The organism is Cryobacterium roopkundense, assembly GCF_014200405.1.
GTDB lineage: Bacteria > Actinomycetota > Actinomycetes > Actinomycetales > Microbacteriaceae > Cryobacterium > Cryobacterium roopkundense.
This window is the reverse complement of the sequence record NZ_JACHBQ010000001.1, coordinates 3,243,295-3,267,373: the sequence shown is the minus strand read 5'-3', so window position 1 is coordinate 3,267,373 and position 24,079 is coordinate 3,243,295. Positions and strand designations below refer to the sequence as shown.

At 67.2% G+C, this 24,079-nt stretch carries 17 protein-coding genes; 16 read left to right on the top strand and 1 reads right to left on the bottom strand.

Translation table 11 applies throughout. The annotated features are described in order from the left end of the window. The first annotated feature begins 281 nt into the window (after positions 1–281). The 10 genes from BJ997_RS15220 to BJ997_RS15175 all read left to right on the top strand — a co-directional run bounded on the left by BJ997_RS15220 (position 282) and on the right by BJ997_RS15175 (position 16,931). Complete coding sequence (locus tag BJ997_RS15220) at positions 282–4,679, top strand: IPT/TIG domain-containing protein (RefSeq protein ID WP_160175840.1); 4,398 nt, start codon at positions 282–284, stop codon at positions 4,677–4,679. Positions 4,680–4,859: 180 nt separating this feature from the next. Then, positions 4,860–7,373, top strand: a complete 2,514-nt coding sequence (locus BJ997_RS15215) for a DNA polymerase III subunit gamma and tau (protein WP_035835456.1) — start codon at positions 4,860–4,862, stop codon at positions 7,371–7,373. A gap of 3 nt (positions 7,374–7,376) precedes the next feature. Next, on the top strand, positions 7,377–7,976 hold the full coding sequence (gene recR, locus BJ997_RS15210; RefSeq protein WP_035835455.1) for a recombination mediator RecR: 600 nt from the start codon (positions 7,377–7,379) through the stop codon (positions 7,974–7,976). Positions 7,977–8,166: 190 nt separating this feature from the next. Continuing rightward, positions 8,167–9,444 (top strand): aspartate kinase, encoded by a 1,278-nt coding sequence (locus BJ997_RS15205; protein WP_035835454.1) that lies wholly within the window; start codon positions 8,167–8,169, stop codon positions 9,442–9,444. 239 nt (positions 9,445–9,683) lie between these two features. Next, positions 9,684–10,748 carry an aspartate-semialdehyde dehydrogenase gene (locus BJ997_RS15200; RefSeq protein ID WP_035835453.1) on the top strand — a complete coding sequence of 355 codons (1,065 nt, stop codon included), beginning with the start codon at positions 9,684–9,686 and terminating at the stop codon, positions 10,746–10,748. A gap of 201 nt (positions 10,749–10,949) precedes the next feature. Then, positions 10,950–13,463, top strand: a complete 2,514-nt coding sequence (locus BJ997_RS21970) for a GGDEF domain-containing phosphodiesterase (protein ID WP_152602078.1) — start codon at positions 10,950–10,952, stop codon at positions 13,461–13,463. Continuing rightward, positions 13,460–15,112 carry a sensor histidine kinase gene (locus BJ997_RS15190; protein ID WP_052541971.1) on the top strand — a complete coding sequence of 551 codons (1,653 nt, stop codon included), beginning with the start codon at positions 13,460–13,462 and terminating at the stop codon, positions 15,110–15,112. The genes BJ997_RS21970 and BJ997_RS15190 overlap by 4 nt, the downstream gene beginning before the upstream one ends. Beyond that, entirely contained in the window at positions 15,112–16,281 is a 1,170-nt protein-coding gene (locus BJ997_RS15185) for a GGDEF domain-containing protein (protein WP_035835452.1), read from the top strand. The genes BJ997_RS15190 and BJ997_RS15185 overlap by 1 nt, the downstream gene beginning before the upstream one ends. Positions 16,282–16,386: 105 nt before the next feature. Then, positions 16,387–16,584, top strand: a complete 198-nt coding sequence (locus BJ997_RS15180; protein ID WP_035835451.1) for a hypothetical protein — start codon at positions 16,387–16,389, stop codon at positions 16,582–16,584. After that, positions 16,581–16,931 carry a hypothetical protein gene (locus BJ997_RS15175; protein WP_035835450.1) on the top strand — a complete coding sequence of 117 codons (351 nt, stop codon included), beginning with the start codon at positions 16,581–16,583 and terminating at the stop codon, positions 16,929–16,931. The genes BJ997_RS15180 and BJ997_RS15175 overlap by 4 nt, the downstream gene beginning before the upstream one ends. Before the next feature lie 12 nt (positions 16,932–16,943). Here the strand turns inward: BJ997_RS15175 and BJ997_RS15170 are convergent, their stop codons facing one another. After that, entirely contained in the window at positions 16,944–17,759 is an 816-nt protein-coding gene (locus tag BJ997_RS15170) for a response regulator transcription factor (RefSeq protein ID WP_035835449.1), read from the bottom strand. An 86-nt stretch (positions 17,760–17,845) separates the two neighbouring features. Between BJ997_RS15170 and BJ997_RS15165 the strand changes: the two genes are divergently transcribed. From BJ997_RS15165 to BJ997_RS15140, 6 genes are all read left to right on the top strand, one after another. Continuing rightward, positions 17,846–18,298, top strand: a complete 453-nt coding sequence (locus BJ997_RS15165; protein ID WP_201771691.1) for a DUF1801 domain-containing protein — start codon at positions 17,846–17,848, stop codon at positions 18,296–18,298. Positions 18,299–18,467: 169 nt separating this feature from the next. Further along, positions 18,468–20,423, top strand: a complete 1,956-nt coding sequence (locus BJ997_RS15160; protein WP_035835448.1) for a glycosyltransferase — start codon at positions 18,468–18,470, stop codon at positions 20,421–20,423. Next, positions 20,408–20,740, top strand: a complete 333-nt coding sequence (locus tag BJ997_RS15155) for an STAS domain-containing protein (protein ID WP_035835447.1) — start codon at positions 20,408–20,410, stop codon at positions 20,738–20,740. The genes BJ997_RS15160 and BJ997_RS15155 overlap by 16 nt, the downstream gene beginning before the upstream one ends. Before the next feature lies 1 nt (position 20,741). After that, on the top strand, positions 20,742–21,149 hold the full coding sequence (locus tag BJ997_RS15150; protein ID WP_035835446.1) for an ATP-binding protein: 408 nt from the start codon (positions 20,742–20,744) through the stop codon (positions 21,147–21,149). Then, on the top strand, positions 21,122–22,414 hold the full coding sequence (locus BJ997_RS15145) for a PP2C family protein-serine/threonine phosphatase (protein WP_236628815.1): 1,293 nt from the start codon (positions 21,122–21,124) through the stop codon (positions 22,412–22,414). Before BJ997_RS15150 ends, BJ997_RS15145 begins: the two co-directional genes overlap by 28 nt. A 59-nt stretch (positions 22,415–22,473) precedes the next feature. Next, positions 22,474–23,952 (top strand): malate:quinone oxidoreductase, encoded by a 1,479-nt coding sequence (locus BJ997_RS15140; protein ID WP_035835466.1) that lies wholly within the window; start codon positions 22,474–22,476, stop codon positions 23,950–23,952. The last annotated feature ends 127 nt before the right edge of the window (positions 23,953–24,079 follow it).

Genomic DNA, 24,079 nt, shown 5'->3' with positions numbered 1-24,079 from the left:
TTCGCCTTCGCGTGTCGTGGAGCGGCGCCTCGCAGGTCGAAATTGCCTCGAGTTGTGGACACAGCCTACTGTCCCCCGAACGGGGGGCATAGGGTTTCTGAAAAAAACTCAGTGACGTAGTTCTCGCGGCTGAAAAATCCCCGTACTGGGGCTTGATATTTGACGTAAATTTTCTTGATTTGTGATGATGTGGGAGCGTAGCGTGAGCGCCAGTGTGAAACCACGATTCGTGGGGCGGGGGCCTTGAAGTTGCGAACGTGGCCCAACCCAAGGTGGACCCTGTGACTAAATCCGCTTACTTTGGCAACACCAGCGCAACTCCCGGAGGGGCGGCGCGACACAAGCGCGTCGAACCGGCCCGGGGCCATCGCGTTCTCAGGTTCGCGTCTGTTGTGGCCATCACCGCCCTCTTCGTGGGTGCCGGAGCCGTGTCGGCGCAGGCCGCCCCCGGCGACACGTCCAATGCCGAAGGGCAGTTTCTCTCCGGTTCCCTGATCGACCTCGACCTCGCGCTCGCGGCCAGCCTCGCAGGAGAAACCGCCACGAGCGACGGCACTGCCGACCAGACCAACGCCAACAACCTCGACCTCACCGCCCTCGGCTTGGTGAACATCGCCGTTCCCGGCGGCATTCAGGTTCCCCTCGACCTCGCCACGGCGGGCGTCGTGTCGCAGTACGCGAGCGCGCTCGCCGATGCGTCGTCGGTGGGAGCGTCCGGGCTCGTCTCCGACACCGGCACCATCGGCACCGGCATCACCCCGGCTCCGGGCGTCGCCCCCGGGCCGCTGTCGCTGAGTCTCAGCGAGGTTGTCGGTTCCCTCGGCCTTTCGCCCACGCTGCTCGCCGAGGTCGCCAACCTCGACCTCACGGTGGGAGCCGTCGCCGGCCGCGCCGCGCAGGCCGCCCCTGGCGCTGCCACGGGCACCTACGAGATAGCGGATGCCCAACTCAGCTTCACGAGCCCCACGCTGGCCGCCGTGAGCGCCGACATCAACACCCTCGTGGCGGCCCTGCAGACAGATGTGAACGGCCTCAGCGCCGACCTCACCGTCGACATCGACACGCTCCTCGGCGGCCTCAGCCCACTGGTGAGCACCAACATCACGGCGAGCACTCCCGACCTGGCCGCGGCCGTGGCCGGCCTCCTCGCGGTTCCGCTCACCGACCCGGCCTTCCCCGGTGTCTCGATTGACCTCTCCACCGGCACCGTCACGGTCGATCTCGACCAGATCACCGCCCTCAACGGGTTGCCGGCGAACACCGAGATCCTCACCGCCGCCGTCATCAACACCATCACCGCGAACATCCTCGGGCTTGTCACCGGGCTCACCACAAACGTGGAGGCCGCCCTGCTCGCCGCGGTCGACGCCATCACCGTCACCGGCGGCGCTACGATCCTCGGCATCCCTATCCTCACCGTGAACACCACGGCCGCCGCTTTGCTGGCCGGCGACACCACCGGCATCACCCTTGCCGGTCTCGGCCTGGGCCTCGGCGGCGGTCTCGCCTCCGTCGTTACCGCGCTCGCGGCGCCGATCACTCTCGTGACGGATGCGGTGAACGCGCTGAGCGACACCGTGCTAGCCCCCGTGGTCGCGAACGTGCTGCCGGCGCTCGCGCCCGTGCTCGATGAAACCCTCACCCTCACCGTGAACAACCAGTCCACGACCGCCGGTGTCTTCACCGAAACGGCTCTGCGGGTCACGGTCCTTCCACTCGCGAACGCCCTCACCCTCGACCTCGGCACAGGACGCGTTGGCGTGAACGCGCTCGCCGTGGCGGCCACCGCCACGTCCCTCGTGCCCGACAACGGCCCAGAGACCGGAGGCACGCCGGTCACGGTCAACGGTTCCGGGTTCACCGGAGCCACCGACCTCACCGTCGACGGCGCATCCGTTCCCTTCGTCGTCGTCGATGACGCCACCATCACCTTCACCACCCCGGCGCACGCGCCCGGAGTCGTGCCGGTGGTCGTGGTCGACGTGGCCGGCAACTCCGCTCCGCTCGACTTCTTGTTCACTCCGGTCACCCAGGTGACCACCGTCGTTCCCAACACGGGCCCGGAGGCGGGCGCCAACACCGTGACCATCACCGGCGTCTGCTTCACCGGCGCCACCTCCGTACTCTTCGGGGCCACTCCCGCCACGAGCTTCGTGGTGGTGAATGACACGACCATCACTGCTGTCGTTCCGGCCGGCGTGGGTCTCGTGGACGTCACGGTGACCGGCGGCGGAACGTGCGGCACGGGCACGCTGCCCGATGCCTACACGTACCTGCCGGCCGCGGTGATCACCGGTCTGGTGCCTGATAATGGGCCGGAGGCCGGTGGCACGACGGTAGTCATCACGGGTACCGGGTTCACCGGCGCAACGGATGTGACCTTCGACGGTGTGTCGGCGGCCACGGTGGTGGTTGACTCCGACACGCAGATCACGGTGACGACCCCTGCGCATGCTCCGGGCCTCGTAGACGTGGTGGTGCTGTCGCCGAATGGCGATTCGGCCCCTGCGGACTTTACGTTCACGCCGCTGCCGGTTGGCCTCTCGCTGACTCCGGACAACGGTCCGGAGACCGGTGGCACAGCGGTGACGATCGACGGGTCCGGGTTCACCGGGGCCAGCTCGGTGACCATCGATGGTGCCTCTGTTCCCTTCGTGGTCGTCGATGACGCCACGATTACGTTCACCACTCCGGCGCACCTGCCGGCCGTGGTGCCGGTGGTGGTGACAGGGCCTGGTGGGGCATCCGCTCCGTTGGACTTCACGTTCACCGACGTTCCCGACCCCGTGATCACCGGAATCGTGCCCGATCATGGGCCGGTCGCGGGTGGCACGAGCGTCGTGATAACGGGCACCGGATTCACCGGCGCCACGGCGGTGACGTTCAACGGAACGTTCGCGCCCACCGTGACGGTGGATTCCGACACGCAGATCACCGTGATCACGCCGCCGCACGCCGCCGGACCGACGAATGTGATCGTGCTCTCCCCGAATGGCAACTCGGCTCCGGGCGCTTTCACGTTCGACCCGATCCCTGTTGCCACCTCCCTCACGCCCGACAACGGCCCGGAGACCGGCGGCACGCCCGTGACGATCGACGGGTCGGGGTTCACCAGCACGACCGACGTCACGGTTGACGGTGTCTCGGTGCCGTTTGTGGTCGTCGATGACGCCACGATCACCTTCACCACCGCGGCCCACGTGCCGGGTGTGGTGCCGGTGGTAGTGACCTCCCCGGGTGGGGCATCCGCTCCGCTGGACTTCACGTTCACCGACGTTCCCGACGCCGTCATCACCGGCCTGGTTCCCCTTAGTGGGCCGGAGACCGGCGGCACGAGCGTTGTGATCACGGGCACCGGTTTCTCCGCGGCAACGGACGTGACCTTTGGCGGCACGTCGGCGGCCACGGTCGTCGTCAACTCCGACACGCAGATCACGGTCACGACCCCGGTGCACGCGCCGGGTCTCGTGAACGTCGTCGTGGTCGCGCCGAACGGCAACTCGGCGCCGGCCGGATTCACGTTCATACCGGTTCCGGTTGCAACGTCCCTCACGCCGAACACAGGTCCGGTCACCGGCGGAACGGTCGTGACGATCACGGGCACCGGATTCACCGGCGCCACGGCTGTCACGATCGGGGGAGTCTCGGTTCCGTTCACCTTCGTGAATGACACCACGATCACCTTCACCACCCCGGCTCACGCCGCAGGTCTGGTGCCGGTGGTGGTGACCACGCCCGGTGGGGCATCCGCTCCGCTGGACTTCACGTTCACCCCGGTGACAGATGTCACCACGGTGGTTCCGAACTCGGGGCCTGAAGCTGGCGGCACCACGGTGACCATTACGGGTGTCTGCTTCACGGCGGCCACGGTGGTTCTGTTCGGCACCACGCCGGCCACGAGTGTCACCGTCGTGGATGACGCGACCATCACCGCGGTGGCTCCGGCCGGCCTGGGTACGGTCGACGTCACCGTCGTGGGCGTGGGAACCTGCGGAAGCGGCACGCTGCCGGACGGGTTCACCTACCTGCCGGTCCCGGTGGCCACGTCGCTCGCGCCCAACACGGGTCCGGTCACCGGCGGAACGGTCGTGACGATCACGGGCACCGGATTCACCGGCACCACGGCTGTTACGATCGACGGCGCCTCGGTTCCGTTCACCTTCGTGAATGACACCACGATCACCCTCACCACCCCGGCGCACACCGCGGGTCTGGTGCCGGTGGTGGTGACCACGCCGGGTGGGGCATCCGCTCCGCTGGACTTCACGTTCACGCCGGTGACAGTTGTGACCACTGTCGATCCGCCGAGTGGCCCGGCAACGGGCGGCACGACGGTGACCATCACCGGCAGCTGCTTCACCGGAGCGACGGACGTGTTCTTCGGCACAACGGCCGCGACTAGTTTCACGGTGGGCAGTGACTCGCAGATCACGGCGGTCTCTCCGGCCGGCACCGGAGTCGTGGATGTCACGGTCGTGGGCGGCGGAACCTGTGGAGTCGGCACGATCGGGGGCGCGTTCAGCTACGTGGCCGCGACCGTGGTGACGACTGCGGCACCGGCGGCTCTCTCGAGCACCGGATTCACGGGGCTGCCGGCACTCGGGTTCGGCATTCTCGCTCTGCTCCTGGGAGGTGCGGTCCTGCTGGTAGCTCGGCGCCGCCGCGACTCCCTCTCCTAAACTCGTGTGGCCTCGGCCGTCCCCGCCGCCGGGGTCACACGATCCCCGTCCCTGAGCCGTGAGGGTCGCCTTCGGGCGGCCCCCGAGGCTCCTTACCGTGTGCGGGCCTCTCTGCCAGCGGATGCTCCGGGCTCGGCCGCTCTTGCCTGCGGTGTCGGCGGGGCCAAGTACCATTGATCTGTGGTTACCGCACTGTATCGCCGCTACCGGCCAGAGACCTTTGCCGAGATGATCGGTCAGTCCCAAGTGACTGAACCGCTGATGACGGCGCTGCGCACCAACCGCGTCAATCACGCCTACCTGTTCAGCGGGCCGCGCGGCTGTGGCAAGACCACGTCGGCGCGCATCCTGGCGCGCTGCTTGAACTGCGCCGAGGGCCCCACGGACACGCCCTGCGGCGTGTGCCCGAGCTGCGTCGAACTCGCCCGCGACGGCGGGGGATCGCTCGACGTGGTGGAAATAGACGCGGCGAGCCACAATGGCGTCGACGACGCCCGCGACATTCGCGAGCGGGCGATTTTTGCGCCGGCCCGCGATCGCTACAAGATCTTCATCCTCGACGAGGCGCACATGGTGACGCCGCAGGGGTTCAACGCCCTGCTCAAGATTGTGGAAGAGCCGCCGGAGCACGTGAAGTTCATCTTCGCCACGACCGAACCCGAGAAGGTCATCGGCACCATCCGCTCGCGCACCCACCACTACCCGTTCCGGCTGGTGCCGCCGGCGCCGATGCTCGACTACGTGCAGCAGATGTGCGAGACCGAGAAGATGCAGGTCGCACCAGGGGTGCTGCCCCTCGTGGTGCGTGCCGGCGGAGGCTCGCCGCGCGACACGCTCTCCCTGCTCGACCAGCTCATGGCCGGCTCCGACGGGCACACCGTGGAGTACGAGCGCGCCGTGGCGCTGCTCGGTTATACGAGCGCCACGCTGCTCGACGACGCGATCGACGCCCTCGGCGCCCGCGACGCCGGGGCCGCCTTCGACGCGGCCGATCGCGTGATCCAGACCGGGCAGGATCCGCGCCGGTTCGTTGAAGACCTGCTCGAACGGATGCGTGACCTCATCGTGGTGGCGGCGACATCCGCTGCCGGGGCCGCGGCCGTGCTGCGTGGGGTTCCGCAGGACGAAATCGACCGGATGGCGGGGCAGGCCGCGCAGTTCGGGCCGGCCGAACTCTCCCGCACCGCTGACATTCTCAACGCCGCCCTCACCGAGATGTCGGGCGCGACCTCTCCGCGACTGCACCTTGAGCTAATGATCGCGCGCGCGCTGATTCCGGCCACCGACGATTCCACCCGCGGGGCGCTCGCGCGCGTCGAACGGCTGGAGCGGCGCATCGGCGTGGACGGCGAGGCTGGTGCTGGTGCTGGTGCTGGTGCGGTGGCGCCGGTGTTGCCGCGGGCCGCCCGGCCTGCTGCGGCCGCGCCGGTGGCACCCGCGGCGCCGGTTGTCGCTCCCGCCGCGCCGGCCCGGGCCGACTGGCCGGTCGCGGCCGCGGGCGCTGCTCCCGTGGCGGACGCACCGAGCCGAGACCGAGCCGAGGGCGACACGCCGGCTCGCGCTGCGGCATCCGTTGTGGAAGCCACACCGCCGCCGGTGCGCACGATGCCCGTTGGGCCCGTGACGTTTGCGCAGCTGCAGGATTCCTGGCCGGAGATTCTCGAGGCCGTGCGCACCGCCAAGGTGGGTGCGTGGCTCGTGGCGTACACGGCGCATCTGATCGAGCTGCGCGGCGACGACATCCTCGTGCTGTCCTTCCCGAGCGAGGCCGATGTGGCCAGTTTCAAGCATTCGCCGGCGCCGGGAATGGGCGTGAGCGACTTTCTGCGCACCGCGATCGTGGCCGTGCTCGGTCTCAAGGTGAAATTCATCGCCAGAGAGGAGCCGCGCCCGCCCCAGCCGCCGACGCCCGACGCGCCACCGGCGCCGGCCGCGCCTGCCGCCCCGGTCGATGCTGCCGACGATGATGCGGTCGACGACGAACCGTGGGCAACGGCTTCGGTCCCCGCACCGGCCGCCGATTCGGGTGCCTCGCCTGCGGACCCAGTCGCAGTCGCAGCCGCGGACCCAGTCGCAGTCGCAGCCGCGGCCCCGATCGCGGTCGCCGACGCTACGGGGCTCGCCGACGCTGCGTCCGCCGACGCTGCGGCCCCGGCCCCCGTCGCCCCCGTGGCCACGAACGGCTGGACCACCGTGGCCATCCCCGGCGCCTCCACACCGACGTCTGTAGCTCCCGCGCCGGCGCCTGTCGCTCCCGCACCGGCTGCAACGCCGGCACCCACGCCAACGGTGCCGGTTGTCGCTCCATCCCCGGTGTCTCGCGACGACGACTCCGAGCCGCCCTTTCGCGACGACGAGCCGCCCTTCAACGATGTGCCGCCGCCCTTCGACGACGACGTGCCGCCGGAGCGGGACGCTCCCCGCAGCGAACGCGCGCCGGCTTACGGCTCGGCCGGCCCGGATTCCCGGCCAACCCAACCCCCGGTGCCAGCTGCCGTGACGGCCGTTTCCACCGCGCCGGCGGCATCCGCTCCGACGAGGCCAGGCAAGGCTGCCCAGGCGCGCTCGACTCCGGGCCCGAGCTTCGCGGAGAAGCAGCGTTACGGCGAGGCCGTAGTGCGCGAGATCCTCGGCGCGACATTCATTGAAGAACAGCCGTACTTCGCGGCCGCACCGCGACCGAGAGGCGACTAGGCCATGTACGAAGGCATCGTTCAGGAACTGATCGACGAGCTCGGGCAGCTGCCGGGGATCGGGCCGAAGTCAGCGCAGCGCATCGCGTTCCACATTCTGCAGACCGAGAAGGTAGATGTGACGCGCCTCGCCAACGTGTTGCTCGAGGTGCGGGACAAGGTGCGATTCTGTGACATTTGCGGCAACGTGTCGGAGCAGCCCACCTGCCTGATCTGCCGGGATCCGCGCCGCAACCCCGCGCTCATCTGCGTGGTTGAAGAGGCCAAGGATGTCGTTGCGATCGAGCGTACCCGCGAGTTCAAAGGTCTGTACCACGTGCTCGGCGGGGCGATCAGTCCCATCGACGGGGTCGGGCCCGACGACCTGCGCATTCGCCAGCTCATGCAGCGCCTCGCCGACAACACCGTGCAGGAAGTCATCATCGCCACGGACCCGAACCTTGAGGGAGAGGCGACCGCCACCTACCTGTCACGCCTGCTCACGACACTCGAGATCAAGGTCACCCGCCTCGCATCGGGCCTCCCGGTCGGTGGCGACCTCGAATACGCCGACGAGGTCACCCTCGGCCGCGCCTTCGAGGGCCGCCGCGAGGTCACCCACTAGCCTCCCTCTGCACGGGGCCCGGGCCCGGAACGCGGGCCCAGTCTAGAAACTGGGCCTGCGTTCACAAGGTGGGCCCAGCGAGCGGATGCCCCGGCACGTCGCGAGGCGTCACATGGTGGGCACCGATCAGGCGTGACATTTATACTGGGGGCTTGGGCGCAGCCCCAATCCCCCCAGCTCAGGAGTGACTTTGGCTTTGATCGTGCAGAAGTTCGGCGGATCATCCGTCGCCGACGCCGAAAGCATCAAACGGGTTGCGCGGCGCATCGTCGACACCCGCAAGGCCGGCAATGAGGTTGTGGTGGCTGTCTCGGCCATGGGCGACTCCACCGACGAGCTGCTCGACCTCGCCCACCAGGTCACGCCGCTGCCGGCCCCGCGCGAGCTCGACATGCTGCTCACGGCCGGTGAACGCATCTCCATGGCCCTGCTCGCGATGGCCATCAAGAGCATGGGCTACGACGCCCGCTCGTTCACCGGCAGCCAGGCCGGCATGATCACCGACGCGAGCCACGGCTCCGCGCGTATCGTCGACGTGACCCCGGGTCGCATCCGTGACGCTCTCGACGAGGGCGCCGTCGCCATCGTGGCTGGCTTCCAGGGCTTCAACCGTGATACCAAAGACATTACGACCCTCGGCCGCGGCGGCTCGGACACCACAGCCGTGGCTCTCGCGGCGGCCCTCCACGCAGATATCTGCGAGATCTACACGGATGTCGATGGCGTCTTCACCGCGGACCCTCGCGTCGTGCCGAATGCCCGTAAGCTCGACCGCGTCTCGAGCGAAGAGATGCTCGAACTCGCGGCCGCCGGCGCAAAGGTTCTGTATATACGTGCAGTGGAATATGCCCGCCGCCACGGCGTGACGCTGCACGTGCGGTCGTCCTTTAATAACAACACCGGCACCATCGTCTTCAATGCCGAGACTGCCCGCGCGAATGGAGAGACAGTGGAAGAGCCAATCATCGCCGGAATCGCCGCCGACCTGAGTGAAGCGAAGGTCACGGTCGTGGGCGTTCCCGACATTCCCGGAAAGGCCGCGCTCATCTTCAAGATCGTGGCCAAAACCAACGCCAACGTTGACATGATCGTGCAGAACGTCTCCGCCGCGGCCACGGGTCTTACCGACATCTCGTTCACGCTGCCCAAGTCCGAGGGCCAGCAGGTGCTCACGGCGCTCACCAACGAGCAGTCGAACGTGGGTTTCAAGAGCCTTCAGTACGACGACCAGATCGGCAAGCTCGCCCTCGTGGGCGGTGGCATGCGCACCAACACTGGCGTGTCGGCGAAGCTGTTCGAAGCGCTGTACGAAGCCGGAATCAACATTGAGATGATCTCCACGAGCGAGATCCGCATCTCCGTCGTCACCCGCGCCGACACCATTAACCAGGCCCTCCGCGTGGTGCACACGGCGTTCGGGCTCGACGGCGACGTGCCGGCCGCCGTACACGGCGGCACCGGCCGCTAGCCACCCTCGCCTCCCCCCACGTCATAACTCCTGCAATTTGAGTGCTGAGTTTCCACCTCCCGCGTCATTACGCGGATCTGATTCTTCGGCTTCAGAAATTGCAGGAGTTATGGTGGCTAATTCAGGAAGAACGCACCGGGCGGGTCCAGTTCAGCCCCTTCAGATCACTATCTGGCAGAATCTCCTGAATTAGCCCCCCGAAGACACTCGCAGTACCGCGCTCGACGTAAGGAATCCACGTGACCAGCAGCACCGCAGGAATCAACATCGGCGTCGTCGGAGCCACCGGCCAGGTGGGAGCCGTCGTGCGCAAGCTGCTGGCCGAGCGTGACTTCCCGGTGGCGAGCATCCGCTTCTTCGCGTCTGCGCGGTCGGCCGGCAACACGCTGCTGTGGAACGGCACCGACATCGTGATCGAAGACGCGAGCACCGCCGACCCTTCAGGGCTCGACGTGGCGATCTTCTCGGCCGGCGCCACCCTCTCGAAGACGCAGGCGCCCCGTTTCGCCGCCGCCGGTGTCACCGTGATCGACAACTCGTCCGGCTGGCGCACAGACCCCGAGGTTCCCCTCGTCGTGAGCGAGGTCAACCCCGAAGCCATCAAGCTCGCTGTCAAGGGCATTATCGCCAACCCGAACTGCACCACGATGGCCGCCATGCCCGTGCTCAAGGTGCTGCACGACGAGGCCGGTCTCGAACGTCTCATCGTAAGCACCTACCAGGCCGTCTCTGGCAGCGGCCTGGCCGGCGCCTTCGAACTCGCCTCCCAGGTGCGCGTGGCCGTGCAGGACGAAAACCTTCTCGGACTCGTGCACGACGGCACCGCCGTGGCACTACCGAACCCCACGATCTACGCTCGCCCGATCGCCTTCGACGTCATTCCGCTCGCCGGTTCGATCGTCGACGACGGCACCTTCGAGACCGACGAAGAGCAGAAGCTGCGCAACGAGAGCCGCAAGATCCTCGAGCTGCCGGACCTGCTCGTCTCGGGCACGTGCGTGCGCGTTCCGGTTTTCACCGGGCACTCGCTGTCGATCAACGTGGAATTCGCGCACCCGCTTACCGTCGCCCGCGCCCGCGAGCTGCTGACGGATGCCCCGGGTGTCGAGCTCACGGACATTCCGACCCCGCTGCAGGCCGCCGGCCAGGACGCGAGCTTCGTCGGCCGCATCCGCCAGGATCCTGGAGTGCCGAACAACCGCGGCCTCGCCCTCTTCATCAGCAACGACAACCTGCGCAAGGGTGCCGCCCTCAATGCGGTGCAGATCGCGGAGCTCGTGGCCGCCGAGCTCGTCAGGGCCTAGCTCGCCCCGCATACCTCGTCACAGCGGGGTCGGGGGTGGCTTGCGGGGTCTCATCTCGACGAGCTCGATCCAAGCGCTCCTCCGTCGAGCCTCGCCCGGCGGGGGCGACCGGCGCCGTGCGACCGACGAGGGCAGCGGGTCGGGGGCGGTGGCGCGAACTGGCCCCCGAAATGGGTCCCCTCTGGACTAAACTTTGGTCGTGTGAGTCACAATCGGGTGTGGGATGGCGTGCGACGGGCGGGGTTCGTGCTTTTCGCGACCTTCGGCGCCGCCGTCATCATCGACGCCGCGATGCGGATGCTCAGGCAATCCGACGCGCACTGGCTGATCGCCCTCGTGGGGTTCGGTTGCGTAGTCGCTCTGGAATCCAACCGGTTCTGGGTGGGCTGGGTGCCGTTTCGCAGTATGTCCTTCAGCCTTCCCATCATCGCCCTTCCCATTCTGGCCCCGGTCCTGGGCGCAGAAGCGGCGGTGGGCGTGCTCGCCCTCGGGGCACTGCTGCGCGCCCTCGCCCGCACCCGACGCTGGTCGATCGCCCTCTACGCGGGAGGTCTGGTGGGGGCAGGAGCCGCCCTCAACCTCACCATCTTCTCCTGGCTGCGTTCAGCGGATGTCCCCATCCTGCTCGCCGTGCTGCTCTCGGCCCTCTCGTATGTCGTTGCCACCCTGCTGGTGGAGGCCCTCCGCAGGCTGAGCATCGCAGCGCCGTGGGATCTCGGCGCGTTCACGCAGGCCAATCGGTTGCGGGGTGCTGTCATCTTGTCCGGCGCCGCGTCGCTGACCGCGCTCGCCGCCTTCTGGAACGACCCCGCCCTGCCGTATTTCAGGGCGGAGGTGCAGACCCGCAACGCCATCGCCGTGCTGCTGCTGCTCACGGTGCTCGCCGTGGCGACCAAGTCGAGCGTGCGCCTCGTGGACATGCGCCGACGCTTCAACGGACTCATCCGCGGAACCGCCGCTCTCAACGCGAAGTCGTTCGGCCACGCGGCCGACTCTGCGTCCTTCGCCGACCTCGTGCGCCGCGCCGTGGCCGAGGCGATCGGCGCCGAGTCCGTCACCATCCAGAACCATCCGGGGTCCCCGCGCGAGATCGCCGCGGCCGTCACCCTCGTGGAAGGCCAACTGCTCTTCATCGTGGCGCACCGCGATGCCATGGACGTTGCCTTCAACACCGACGATCAGCGCGCCCTCGACGCCCTCGCGCACACGACCGACGTGGTGGTGCGCGCCCGCGACGATATCGGCGGCCTCACCCTGCGGGCTAACACCGATCCGCTCACCGGACTGCCGAATTACGGTGCCTTCCAAGAGGCGCTCGCCAACATCAACGACCACCGCAGCTACTCCGAGGCCCTCGCGGTGCTCTTCCTCGACCTCGACGAGTTCAAACGGCTCAACGACAGGCTGGGCCACCAGGCCGGCGACGACGTGCTGCGCGCCCTCGGTAACCGGCTCCGCCTCGCCGTTCGCCCCTTCGACGTGGTCGCCCGGGTTGGTGGAGACGAGTTCGTCATCATCCTCACCCGGCTGTCGTCCCTCGCAGAGGCCAAGGGAGTCGCCGAAACTATCCTCGTGGCATCCGGCGAGCCACTCATTCTCGGGCAGAACACCGTGCGCCCCCTGCTCAGCATCGGCCTGGCCTATTCGGCGCACCGCGAAACGGATGTCTCCCAGCTCGTTCTCGATGCCGACCAGAGCATGCTGGCGGTCAAGAAATCCCGCCGCAGCGGTGGTCCCGCCCACGAGAGCAGCATCAGCATTTCGGGGCACGGCTCGCCGCAGGTGAACGACAGCGTGGCCGAAGCCATCAGGGAAGGTCTGCTCGAAATGGCGTACCAGCCCATCGTGAGCCTCGTGACAAGCCAGATTTGGGCCTTCGAGGCGCTCGTGCGATTCACCGACCCGGAGCTCGGCGCGCTCTCGCCTCCCTCGCTCGTGGCCAAGGCCAAGGGACTGGGACTTCTCGACGCGCTGACCCGCCAGGTGGCCGAGAAGGCCATGGCTGCGGCGGCCGAATTTCGTCTGCTCGAGCCGGGCATCGTGTGCATGACGGTGAACGTGGAGGCCCTGCAGGTGATGCCGGAACGCCTGGGCACCTTCCTGGAGGAACTCGCCCACCGGTATCCCGACATCTCGCTGTGTCTTGAGCTGAATGAGCGCTCGGTCGCCAAAGTCTCGCTGGCGGTCAGGGCGCAGGTCGACCACCTGCGTGACATCGGAATCATGATTGCCCTCGACGACTACGGCTCGGAGGACTCCTCGGTGGACTCCCTTGTGCGCGTGCCGATGGACATCCTCAAAATCGACAAAAGCCTCGTGGACGACCTGGCAGACATCCGTCAGCGCGAAGTCCTCACCGCCCTGCAGGGCTTCGGCGACAAATTAGAGTACTCCATGATCGTCGAGGGCGTGGAGAACGCAGCCATGGCGCGCTCGCTGGTCGAGCTCGGTATCCGCAGCGCTCAGGGCTTCCACTACGGAGTGCCGCAGAGCCTCGAGGAGACCCTGGCCCGCCTCGACGAATACGGCTTGGCCGCCGTGCTTCCCCAACACGTTCGAGAGGATGCCCAGGATGTGCAGGCCGTGCAGGCCGTGCAGGCCGTGCAGGCCCTGCAGCCCGTCGAGCCTGCCGACCACGACGACCTCGACGACCTCGACTCGGTGCTCGACACCCAGGCCGAGCCGGCCGAGCCCGTCTCGCGGCCGCTGTCGTGACCACTCGCGCGGCGCGCGACGAGGGTCGCACGGCAATCAATCGAGCGGTCTTCCTCACCCAGCTGATCGTCGCCGGGGCCACTCTCGTGCTCGTGCTCGTCTCCACGGTGGTCTTCCCCGAGCTGCTGCGCGATCCGCTCTATTTCGGCGGCGTCATGCTGATCTTCCTGGCCACCGGGCTGTCGGCCGGTGTGCCCTGGCACCGGCTGGACAAACGCTGGATCGCCGTCATTCCGGTTCTCGACCTGATCGGCATCATCGTGGCCCGCGAGGGTGCACCGTTGCTCGGTGTCACCTTCCTCCTGGTCTTCCCGGTGATCTGGCTCGCCACCCATTTCGGGGCGCGCGGCGCCGCCGGCAGCGTCGTTCTGGCGACCCTGCTGCTCTACGGTGTGCTCTTCCTGCGCGGGGAAGACCTGCCGCCGGATGAAATCCCGCGTCTGGCCATCCTTCCGGTCGTCCTGGCCTTCCTGGCGGCCACCACGTATGCCACCACCCGGCGGGCGGCGGCGCAGCGGGTGCTTCTCACCCAGCAGGCGGTGCTGTTCGAAGACGCCCTGCGGCGCTCCACCCGCCAGAAGTCGATCCTTGATGCGCTCTTCAACTCCGTGGACTTCGGTGTGGTCGGGTTCGACATCGCCGGGCGCACGAACTTCATCAACCGGGCGCAGCGGGAGCTCTTCAGCCGATTCGGCGCCGACGACAACGGCCACCTCGCCCATCACGTCGTGTTCCACGAAGACCGCGTCACCCCGTATTCGATCGCCGACACCCCCTACCAGCGGGCCCTCCGTGGGGAAACCATCGACCGGCTCACGGTGTGGCTGGGGAAGCCGGGCACACCGCAGCTAGCCGTGCTCATCTCGGCCCGCCCCATCCTCGATGAGAAGGGCAACACCGACGGAGGCATTATGGTGACGCGCGACGTGACCGCCGAGATCCGGGCGATCACCGCCAGGGATGACCTCGTGGCATCCGTTTCCCACGAGCTGCGCACGCCGCTCACCTCGATCCTGGGCTACCTCGAACTCTCGCTCGACGACGACAGCCTCGACCCGTCCACGCGCCGCATGCTGGAGGTGGCGTCGAAGAACGCTGACCGCCTGCTGGCCCTCGTGGCCGACCTGCTCACCACCGCGAGCACCGCCAAGAACGAACTGACCATCGTGTCGGCTCCGTGCACCCTAGACACCATCGTGGCCGAGGCGGTCGAGTCGCTCGCTCCGCTGGCGGCCGAGCGCAGCATCCGCTTCGTGCAGGGCCTCCTGCCCGTTGTGCAGGTGTCGGCGGATGCCTTTCGGCTGCGCCAGGTGGTCGACAACGTGCTCTCGAACGCGGTCAAGTACAACGTGGCCGCCGGCAGTATCTCGGTGACGCTCAGCGCGACGATTGACTCGGCCGAGTTGCGCGTGACCGACACCGGCCGGGGAATGACAGACGACGAGCAGCAGAACCTTTTCAATCGGTTCTATCGGGCCGACTCGGTGCGGGGCTCGAGCGTGCACGGCACCGGGCTGGGGCTCAACATCAGCCGGGAGATCATGCGCAGGCACGGCGGGGACCTGCGGCTCGAATCCACCTTCGGGGTGGGCACGACAGCCATCGCCACGCTGCCCATCCGGGCGGCGCACGCAGAGGCGGCCCCCTGATGCCGCTCGACGCGGCGACGCTCATGCTGGTGAGCGGCCTGGTCACGGTCGTCTGCGGGGTCTCGTTCGTGGTCAACACCGCCTATTTGCGCAGTGACGGCCCGGGTCGCATCTGGAGCGTCGCCTACATTGCGGCCGTCATGTCCGCGGTGTCGTACAACCTGCACATGCACGGCCCCGACGGCTGGTGGCCCATGGTGGTGGGGCACGTCACGATCGTGATCGCGGTCGGGGCGCTCTGGTCGGGGCTGCGGCTTGACAACCGACGGAGTTCGCTGCTGTGGGTCGTGCTGCTCGTGGCGGGCTTCGTGCTTGCGGCCACCCTGCTGCACGGGCCGGGCGAGCGGGAATGGACGGCGGCCGCCGAGCTGCCGGCGTCGGTGGCGCTGCTGAGCGGCCTGGGCTGTGCCGAAGCAGCCAGGGGTGCCCTGCGCCGCAATCTGAACGGCCGTATCCTCGCGTGCGCCTTCGGAGCGGTGGCGATCTTCGGGCTCGTGCGGACCGTGTTGTTCGTCGTGGCGAACGATCTCGTCGTCGCTTCCTTCGGCGAGGGGGTCACGGCGCTGCTGAACATGTCGTTTGTGATTGCGGCCACGATCGCCGTGTCGGTGCTGCGAGCCGAACAGGGCGGGCGAAGCGCTGTTGGGGACCAGACCACAGGCATCCATTCTGCCGCGGGAGTGCTCTCGCCGTCCGCATTCGCCCAGGCCGGAACCGACCATCTCGACAGGGCCTGCAAACGTGGCGTCGGCCTCGCGCTGATCGGCGCCGAGATCGACAATCTGCCCGCGATCAACGCGGCCTTCGGGCGCCGGGCCGGCGACGATGCGATCAACGAGTTCGCGCGCACGCTGCGCTTCGCGTTGCCGGTGATGAGCCTGATCGGGCATCGTGATTCCGGGCGGTTCGTCGTGCTCGCCCGGGCCACGTCTCCCTCGGAGGCGCTCGTGCTCACCGGCCGCATTCGCACGGCCATGGTGCAGAATCCGCTCTCGAGGCTGTCGAGCATCCGCCTCACCGCCAGTTTTGGCATTGCCGACAGCTTCGATCACGGGCACGATTTCGAGGCGTTGTGTGCGGCAGCGGATGCCGCGCTCGGCACCGTGCAGAAGTCCGGCGGCAACGACGCGCTCGTCGCCCCGGCGCCGGTTGTGCCCGCCCCTGAGTGATCGTCCATCCCCGAATGTGGGTCTTGATCGGATCTTGCGCAACTCTTGTGCTACCCCTTGCATGGGGTGGGCGTGAGCAGCATGCGCGGGTGGCACTCTCGAACTGTGAGCACACGCACCCGCTACCTGCAGCGATCCCGACAGGCCGTCACGCCCGGTTCCCGCCGCATCCGCACGCAGCTGCGCACGAAATCGGCGAGTTTCGGGTTGCTCCAGCCGATCCGCGCCGCGGCCGCCGTCATGTCGGCTGTGACTCGAACCGGGGCTAATGCGAAGCCGGATGCGCGGCGGTCGACCCGATGACCGGCTACGTAGACGAGACCGTGCTGGAACGCCTGCGCAACGACCTCGGCGGCGATGCCGCCACCGTGCGGCGGTTCGCCTGGAATTTCGTGAACCACTGGACGGCCCGCGCGGAACGCCTTGAGCAGGCGCTCGCAGGCCCCGATGCCGTGGAGGCTGACGTGGTACTCCTGAGCATTCGCAGCAGCAGCTGCATGCTCGGCGCGCTGCCGCTCGAGGCGGAGTCCGCCCGCATGCTGGGGGCGCTGTCGCAGTGCGACCTGCCCGGCTGCCGCCTCTCCCTGGCGACCCTCACCGGAATCGGCGAGCAGACCTGCATCGAGCTCGCCGCCCTGTTCCCGGCCTAGGTGTCTTTGGGGTCAGACCTTTTCGCGGGCGGCGAGGCGGTAGCCCACCCCACGCACGGTTTCGAGCCAGCGCGGCGCCGTGATGCTGTCGCCGAGCTTGCGGCGAAGGTTCCCCATGTGTACCTCGACGGCCCGTTTGTCGGCCTCGTTCACGAAGTAGGCATCCGAATACGTATCGCCTCGCAGCAGCAGGGCGAGGTCTGCCTTACTGCGCACCCGTCGCTGGCTCTCCAGCAGGGTGGCGAGCAGGTCGAACTCGGTTCGGGTCAGCTCAAGCCGGCTGCCCTCGAGGCTCACGAGCCGCTCCGAACTGTTCAGCCGCAGGCCGTTGTGGTCAATCCAGTCGTCGGAGGTCTGGTCTGCGGCGTCGGCCGACGCGGCCGAGCCGTCGATCGGGGCCGCCGACTGGGCCGCAGCCTCCTCGACGGTTTCGGTGGCGACGTTGCGACGCGGGCGACGCAGCATGGCGTCGATGCGGGCGCGCAGTTCCCGCGGGCGGAACGGCTTGGTGAGGTAGTCATCCGCTCCGGACTCGAGACCCTGCAGTGTGTCGATCTCCTCGCTGCGCGCTGTGAGCATCACCAGGTAGGTCGTGCTGAAGGAGCGGATGCGCCGGGCCGTCTCGAATCCGTCGATGCCGGGCATGCTCACGTCGAGGGTGGTCACGATCGGGTTGTGCTCGCGCACCGCGCGCACCCCGTCAAGGCCGTTGCTCGTGGGCACGGTCTCGAAGCCGGCCTGGGTGAGCACGGCCTCGAGCAGGTCGCGGATATCGGCGTCATCCTCGATGATGACGGCCACGCGTCTCTCGTCTGTTTCCGTCCCCATAGACCCAGTATCCCCCAGGACAAGGGGCATCGTGCGGGTTGCGGTCGAACCGAGTGTGGCAGCCGTTCTGCGAGTAGCGTTAGTGCGTGAGAAAACAACCCGTCCCGGTCGAGGTCGAGAACTATTTCGACGATCTGCTGCCGGCCGCTCGCGCCGTGCTGTACCCGGTGATCGATGCGGTGCGTGATGCCATGCCGCCCGGGTACGAGCTGGGTATGCACTTCGGCATGCCGGGCTGGGTGATTCCGCTCACACGCTACCCGAAGACCTATAACGGTCAGCCGCTGGCGTACGTGAGCCTTGCGGCGCAGAAAAACTATCACTCCCTCTACCTGATGGGGCTCTACAGCAACCCGGCACGGGATGCCGCATTCCGCGCCGAGTGGGCCGCCACCGGCCGCGCGCTCAACATGGGGAAAAGCTGTCTGCGCTTTCGTAGCCTCGCCGACGTGGATCTCGACATCATTGCGCGCACCGTGGCCGGCACGAGCGTGCACGACTACCTCGGCGAGTACGAACGCATCAAACACCCGTCCTGAGGCAAGCCTTTTGTGCCCCTTTTCTGGGGGTAGACGTTTTGACTCGCCATGCCTTCCCGGCTGATGCATAATGAAGGTACGGCCCGATTGTGAGGCCTGGCCCCGGGAGAACGATGACACAGAAACCCCCGACGGGTGTCTGCTCGTCCAGTGTGAAGGCAGACGACTGATGCGCATGATTCTGCTGCGCTTGGTGGTGATTCTCACAGTCCTGCTCGGAGTGAACTACATCGCGTGGCGCTGGCTGTTCTCGCTGAATTGGGACGCCTGGTGGGTCGCCGTGCCGCTCGTGATCGCCGAGACGTACAGCCTCATTGATGTCACTCTGTTCAGCATGACGATGTGGCGGGCGCGTGAACGCCCGGCACCCCCTGAGGCGAGCGACGGTCTCACGGTTGACGTGTTTATCACGACCTACAACGAGTCCGTCGACCTCGTCTCCGGCACGGCGCGGGCGGCACGAGGCATCCGGTATCCCCATACGACCTGGATTCTCGACGACGGCAAGCGTCCGGCGATGGCCGCGCTCGCCCGCGACCTCGATATCGGGTACATCACGCGCGGCGACGACTGGTCAGGCCGTCCCCTGCACGCCAAGGCCGGCAACCTCAACAACGCTCTGATGAATACGGAGGGTGAGTTCATGCTCATCCTCGACGCCGATCAGGTACCGCTGCCGGATATCCTCCACCGCACGCTCGGCTACTTCACTAACCCGCTTGTGGCGCTGGTGCAAACGCCGCAGGTCTTCGGCAATGTGGCCACCGGCGACCCCCTCGGCAGTCAGGCCCCGCTGTTCTACGGCCCGATCCAGCAGGGCAAAGACGGCTGGAACGCCGCGTTCTTCTGCGGGTCGAACGCCGTCGTGCGTCGGGAATCGCTCATGCAACTCGGCATCACCCGTTATGTGCTGGAGACGGAAATTGCCGTTACTCGTGCCCTGGCCGGATCGGCGCGGGTGTTGAGACGTGCCAGGCGGTCGGCGGACGCTCAGGACCCGGTGGCGCAGACCGTGCTCGTGGAGGTGGAGGAGGCAGTGAAAGACACTCGTCGGGCCATCACCGATGGCATGAGCATCGGGCAGGCGACGTACGATTTGCAGCATCGGATCGGCGCGTACACCCGCGGAATGGTGGAGTCCGACGTGCGACTGCTGGCCCTGGACCTCGTGGCGATCCGGGAGTTGCACACCGAGACGGATGCCGGGTGGGATGTACTGCTCGACGTCGATAAGACCGTCGACGCCCTGTCGAGCCGGGATCTCTCTCCGCTCGGCGCCCTCGAATCCGTGCAGGCGCTTCTGCGCTCGATAGACATGGACCGTGCCCACGAAGCCCAGCCGCTGATGCCACTGGCCACGATCAGCGTGACGGAAGACATGGCCACGTCCATGCGCCTTCACGGACTGGGCTGGCGCACCGTTTACCACAACGAACTACTTGCTGTCGGGCTTGCGCCGGAAGACCTGGGCACCATGCTCACCCAGCGTCTGCGCTGGGCACAGGGCACCATGCAGGTGTTCCTGCGTGAGAACCCGCTCCTGCAGGGAGGGCTGAGCACCCCGCAACGACTGATGTACTTCTCCACGATGTGGAGCTACCTCAGCGGGTTCGCAGCGGTCGTCTACTTCACCGCCCCGGCGGTTTTCCTCATCTTCGGCGTGCTCCCCGTGGACACGACCGCACTCGAGTTCTTCCTGCGCTTCCTGCCGGTCATGGTGATCAATCAGCTCCTCTTTGTGGTGGCCAGTCACGGCATCTCGACCTGGCGCGGCCAGCAATACAGCCTCGCCCTCTTCCCCGTGTGGATTAACGCCACCGTATCCGCCGTCGCCAACGTGTTGTTCCGGGTGCCGCTCGACTTTGCCGTGACGGCCAAGACCCGGCAAGGCACCGGGCCGCAGTGGCGCCTGATCACCCCACAGATCGTCGCGGCGACCGTTCTCGTGATCGCCAGCGTGATCGGTGTCGTGCGGCTGGCGGTCGGCATCGGCGAACCGATCGGTACCTTCGTCAACCTCGCCTGGGTCTTCTTCGACCTGGTTATCCTCAGCGTCCTCGTGTCCGCAGTACGGTTTCAGGGATTCGAACCCAATAAGGAAGCAGCCGCATGGAATTCTCAGTAAAGAACCTCTCCGGGGGCGTGGCCGTCGTGCAGGTGGATGGGCGGCTGAACATGGTGACCGCTCCACGTTTGCGGGAAGTCGTGTCGGCATCCGTCGCGAAGGGGGACATCCGCGTTGTCGTGGACCTGTCCAAGGTGACGTTTATCGATTCTTCCGGACTCGGCGCGCTCATTAGCGGGCTCAAGACCGCTCGGCAGGCCGGCGGCGATCTGCGCATCGCAGCACCCAATGAACAGGTGCGCCTGGTATTGCAGCTCACCAACATGGAGCGTGTGCTGACGAGCTACCCCGACTCGGTTTCGGCATACGGAAGTTGACGTGAGCCTGCACACGCTCCGTCTGCACGTGCCACCCGATACGGTGAACGCCGTGCACGACCTGCTCGAAAACGTCTGGGCGGATGAGCCCGACGTCTCGCTGATCGACCGGATCAGTTTCGAGACGGCTGTGATCGAGCTCGCCTCGAACATCATCCGGCACGCCGAAGCGGATACCGACGCCGGTATCACCTGCATCCTCCGACTGGAGATTTCAGCAGACCGGATTCAGGCCACGCTGCGCGACACCGGCACGGCCGGACTGGTGGGGCTGCCCTCGGTGGACATGCCCGACGAGTCCGCCGAATCGGGTCGGGGTATCCCGCTGATCCAGGCACTCGTGCACGAACTTGATTACAACCGAGATGGGAACATGAACGAGTGGCACATCACACGAAGGCGCGAATAACGACGACCGGTGCGGCATCCGTTCACCCTGTGACGCCCGAACCGGCAACGGGCGGGCCGGCCGATGTCGCGGAAAACATTCGGCAGCAGGCCGTCGATGACCTGCATCTGCTCGACACCCCGCACGAGGAACGCTTCGACCGTGTCACCCGTCTCGCAAAGCAGATTTTCGGGGTGGACGTGGCGCAGATATCGCTGATCGACCACGACCGTCAGTGGCTGTTGTCCGGCACCGGATCGGGAAATCGCGAGACCCCGCGGGACGTCGCGTTCTGTTCGACGACCATCAGCCAAGCGGGGGCCCTTGTCGTGGGGGACGCCCACGAGGACGCACGGTTCAGGGAGTATCCCCTCGTGACCGGGAACCCGGGCGTTCGTTTCTATGCGGGGTACCCCATCGAGGCTCCCGGCGGCGAACGCCTCGGTGCTCTCTGCCTGATCGACTCTCAGCCGCGGGCGTTCACCGACGCGGAGGCGGTGCTTCTGCGGGAATTAGCGCACTGGGTGCAGAACGAGCTGTCGGCGACCACTGAGCTCGACCGGGCCGCCGAGGTGCAGCGCGGTCTCCTGCCGAAGGCCTTCATCAGCCTGCCCGGGTTTCAGGTTGCCGGCGGGTGCGCGCCGACTCGCGCCGTGGGCGGCGACTTCTATGACTGGTATCCGGTGGGGGAGGGAGCGGCGTTCACCCTGGCCGATGTCATGGGCAAGGGGCTCGGCGCGGGGATCATTGCGGCCACCGTGCGCGCGGTGCTGCGGGCGGGATCGCGGCTCGGAACGGTGGGTGACGCTGTCGCTGTGGCGGCGTCGACGCTCGAGCAAGACCTCGAGGAAGCCGGCAGCTTCGTCACGCTCTTTCATGCCCGTCTCGACATGGACACCGGTGCGGTGCGATTCGTTGATGCCGGGCATGGTCTCTCGCTCGTGCTTCACGCTGATGGTTCGAGCGAACGATTGACCTCTCTTGGCCTGCCGCTCGGCTTTGGCGGTGACGTCGAGTGGGAGGAACGGGCTGTCACGCTCGGCTGGGGCGACACTCTGGTATCGGTCAGTGACGGAGTTCTCGACCTCTTCGACGGAACTCTCGCATCGCTCCGGGATGTCGACGAGATTGTGCGCCGGTCCGCGACCGCGCAAACCGCCGTCGATGCTCTGCTGGCTCTGGCCGGAACAACGGCGCCCGACGACGTCACGGCGATCGTCATTCGTCGGGTGGACCGGCGACGGCGAGCGGGCGATCAGGCCGCGGAGACGGGTGCGCGCTCGTGACCCGGTTGGGGTGACGGGCGCGTCCGAAGCCCGTCGTGGTCGACTGTACACTCGGAAGCGTGAATTCAACGGAACCCGTAGACGTCGTTCTCATCGGCGGCGGTATCATGAGCGCCACCCTCGGCATGCTTCTCAAAGAACTGCAGCCGTCGTGGAGAATCGAAGTTTACGAGCGTCTCGGCGAGCTCGCCCAGGAAAGCTCGAACCCCTGGAACAACGCGGGCACCGGCCACGCCGCGCTCTGTGAGCTCAACTACATGCCCGAATCGCCCGATGGCAAGCTCACCGCTGACAAGGCCGTCAGCATCAACGAGCAGTTCCAGATCAGCCGTCAGCTCTGGGCGCACCTGGTGAAGACCGGCGCGCTGCCCGAGCCGGGGCGTTTCATCAACTCCACGCCGCACATGACCTTCGTGCAGGGCAAGGCCAACGTTGCCTACCTGCGCCAGCGTCACGAGGTGCTCAAGAACCAGCCACTGTTCGCCGGCATGGAATTCAGCGACGACCCCGCGGTCATCGGCGGCTGGACCCCGCTGATCACCAAGAAGCGCCCCACCGGGCAGAAGATCGCCGCGACGCGCAGCAACCTCGGCACCGACGTGGACTTCGGCGCCCTCACCTCGTTCATGTTCGACGACCTCGCCCGCCACGGCGTCGAGGTGAAGATGAACCAGCAGGTCACTGACCTCACCCAGAACACAGACGGATCGTGGCGCATCAAGCTGCTGCGCCAGGTGGGCCAGACCCGCAGCACCGTCAACGCGAAGTTCGTCTTCGTGGGTGCCGGCGGCGGCGGGCTCGCGCTGCTGCAGAAGAGCGGAATCCCCGAGATCAAGGGCTTCGGCGGATTCCCGATCAGCGGCCAGTTCCTGCGCACCACGAACCCCGAGCTCGTGGCCCAGCACCAGGCGAAGGTCTACGGCAAGGCCGGCGTCGGCGCCCCGCCCATGTCGGTGCCGCACCTTGACACCCGCGTGGTCGACGGCGAAATGTCGCTGCTGTTCGGCCCGTACGCCGGCTTCAGCCCCAAGTTCCTCAAGACGAGCACGTGGCTCGACCTGCCGTTCTCGATTCGCGCGCACAACCTCGGCCCGATGCTCGCCGTGGCCCGCCACAACTTCGACCTAATGAAGTACCTGATCGGCGAAGTGTTCGCCTCGCGGGGTTCCAAACTCAAGGCCCTGCAGGAGTTCGTGCCCACCGCCAAGATGGCCGACTGGGAACTCATCACGGCCGGCCAGCGCGTGCAGGTCATGAAGAAGGATGCCGCCAAGGGCGGCGTGCTGCAGATGGGCACCGAGGTCATCACCTCCGCCGACGGCACGATCGCCGGCCTGCTCGGGGCCTCCCCTGGGGCCTCGACCGCCGCGCCCATCATGGTGGACCTGCTCGCGCGCTGCTTCCCCGACCGCATTGCGGGCTGGGAACCCCAGCTGCGCACCATGATCCCGAGCTACGGCACGAAGCTCTCCGACGATCCAGCAGCGGCCGCTGCGTCGCTCGCGGCGACCGCCGAGGTCTTGAACCTCACCGCCTGACCCGCCGCATCCGCTCGCACAACCGGTCATGGTGAAACACGCCGCCCGCGCTGCCACGCTGGGCGGAGTGTCCTGAATTTCTTCGGTTCTACCGCGCGGGAGCGGATGCCCCAGCAAGCGGGGACGG

Coding starts and splice junctions, on each gene's coding strand:
- BJ997_RS15185 (WP_035835452.1), top strand. CDS start 15,112: ATGCCGCTCGACGCGGCGACGCTCATGCTGGTGAGCGGCCTGGTCACG.
- BJ997_RS15170 (WP_035835449.1), bottom strand. CDS start 17,759: ATGGGGACGGAAACAGACGAGAGACGCGTGGCCGTCATCATCGAGGAT.
- BJ997_RS15175 (WP_035835450.1), top strand. CDS start 16,581: ATGACCGGCTACGTAGACGAGACCGTGCTGGAACGCCTGCGCAACGAC.
- recR (WP_035835455.1), top strand. CDS start 7,377: ATGTACGAAGGCATCGTTCAGGAACTGATCGACGAGCTCGGGCAGCTG.
- BJ997_RS15160 (WP_035835448.1), top strand. CDS start 18,468: ATGCGCATGATTCTGCTGCGCTTGGTGGTGATTCTCACAGTCCTGCTC.
- BJ997_RS15155 (WP_035835447.1), top strand. CDS start 20,408: ATGGAATTCTCAGTAAAGAACCTCTCCGGGGGCGTGGCCGTCGTGCAG.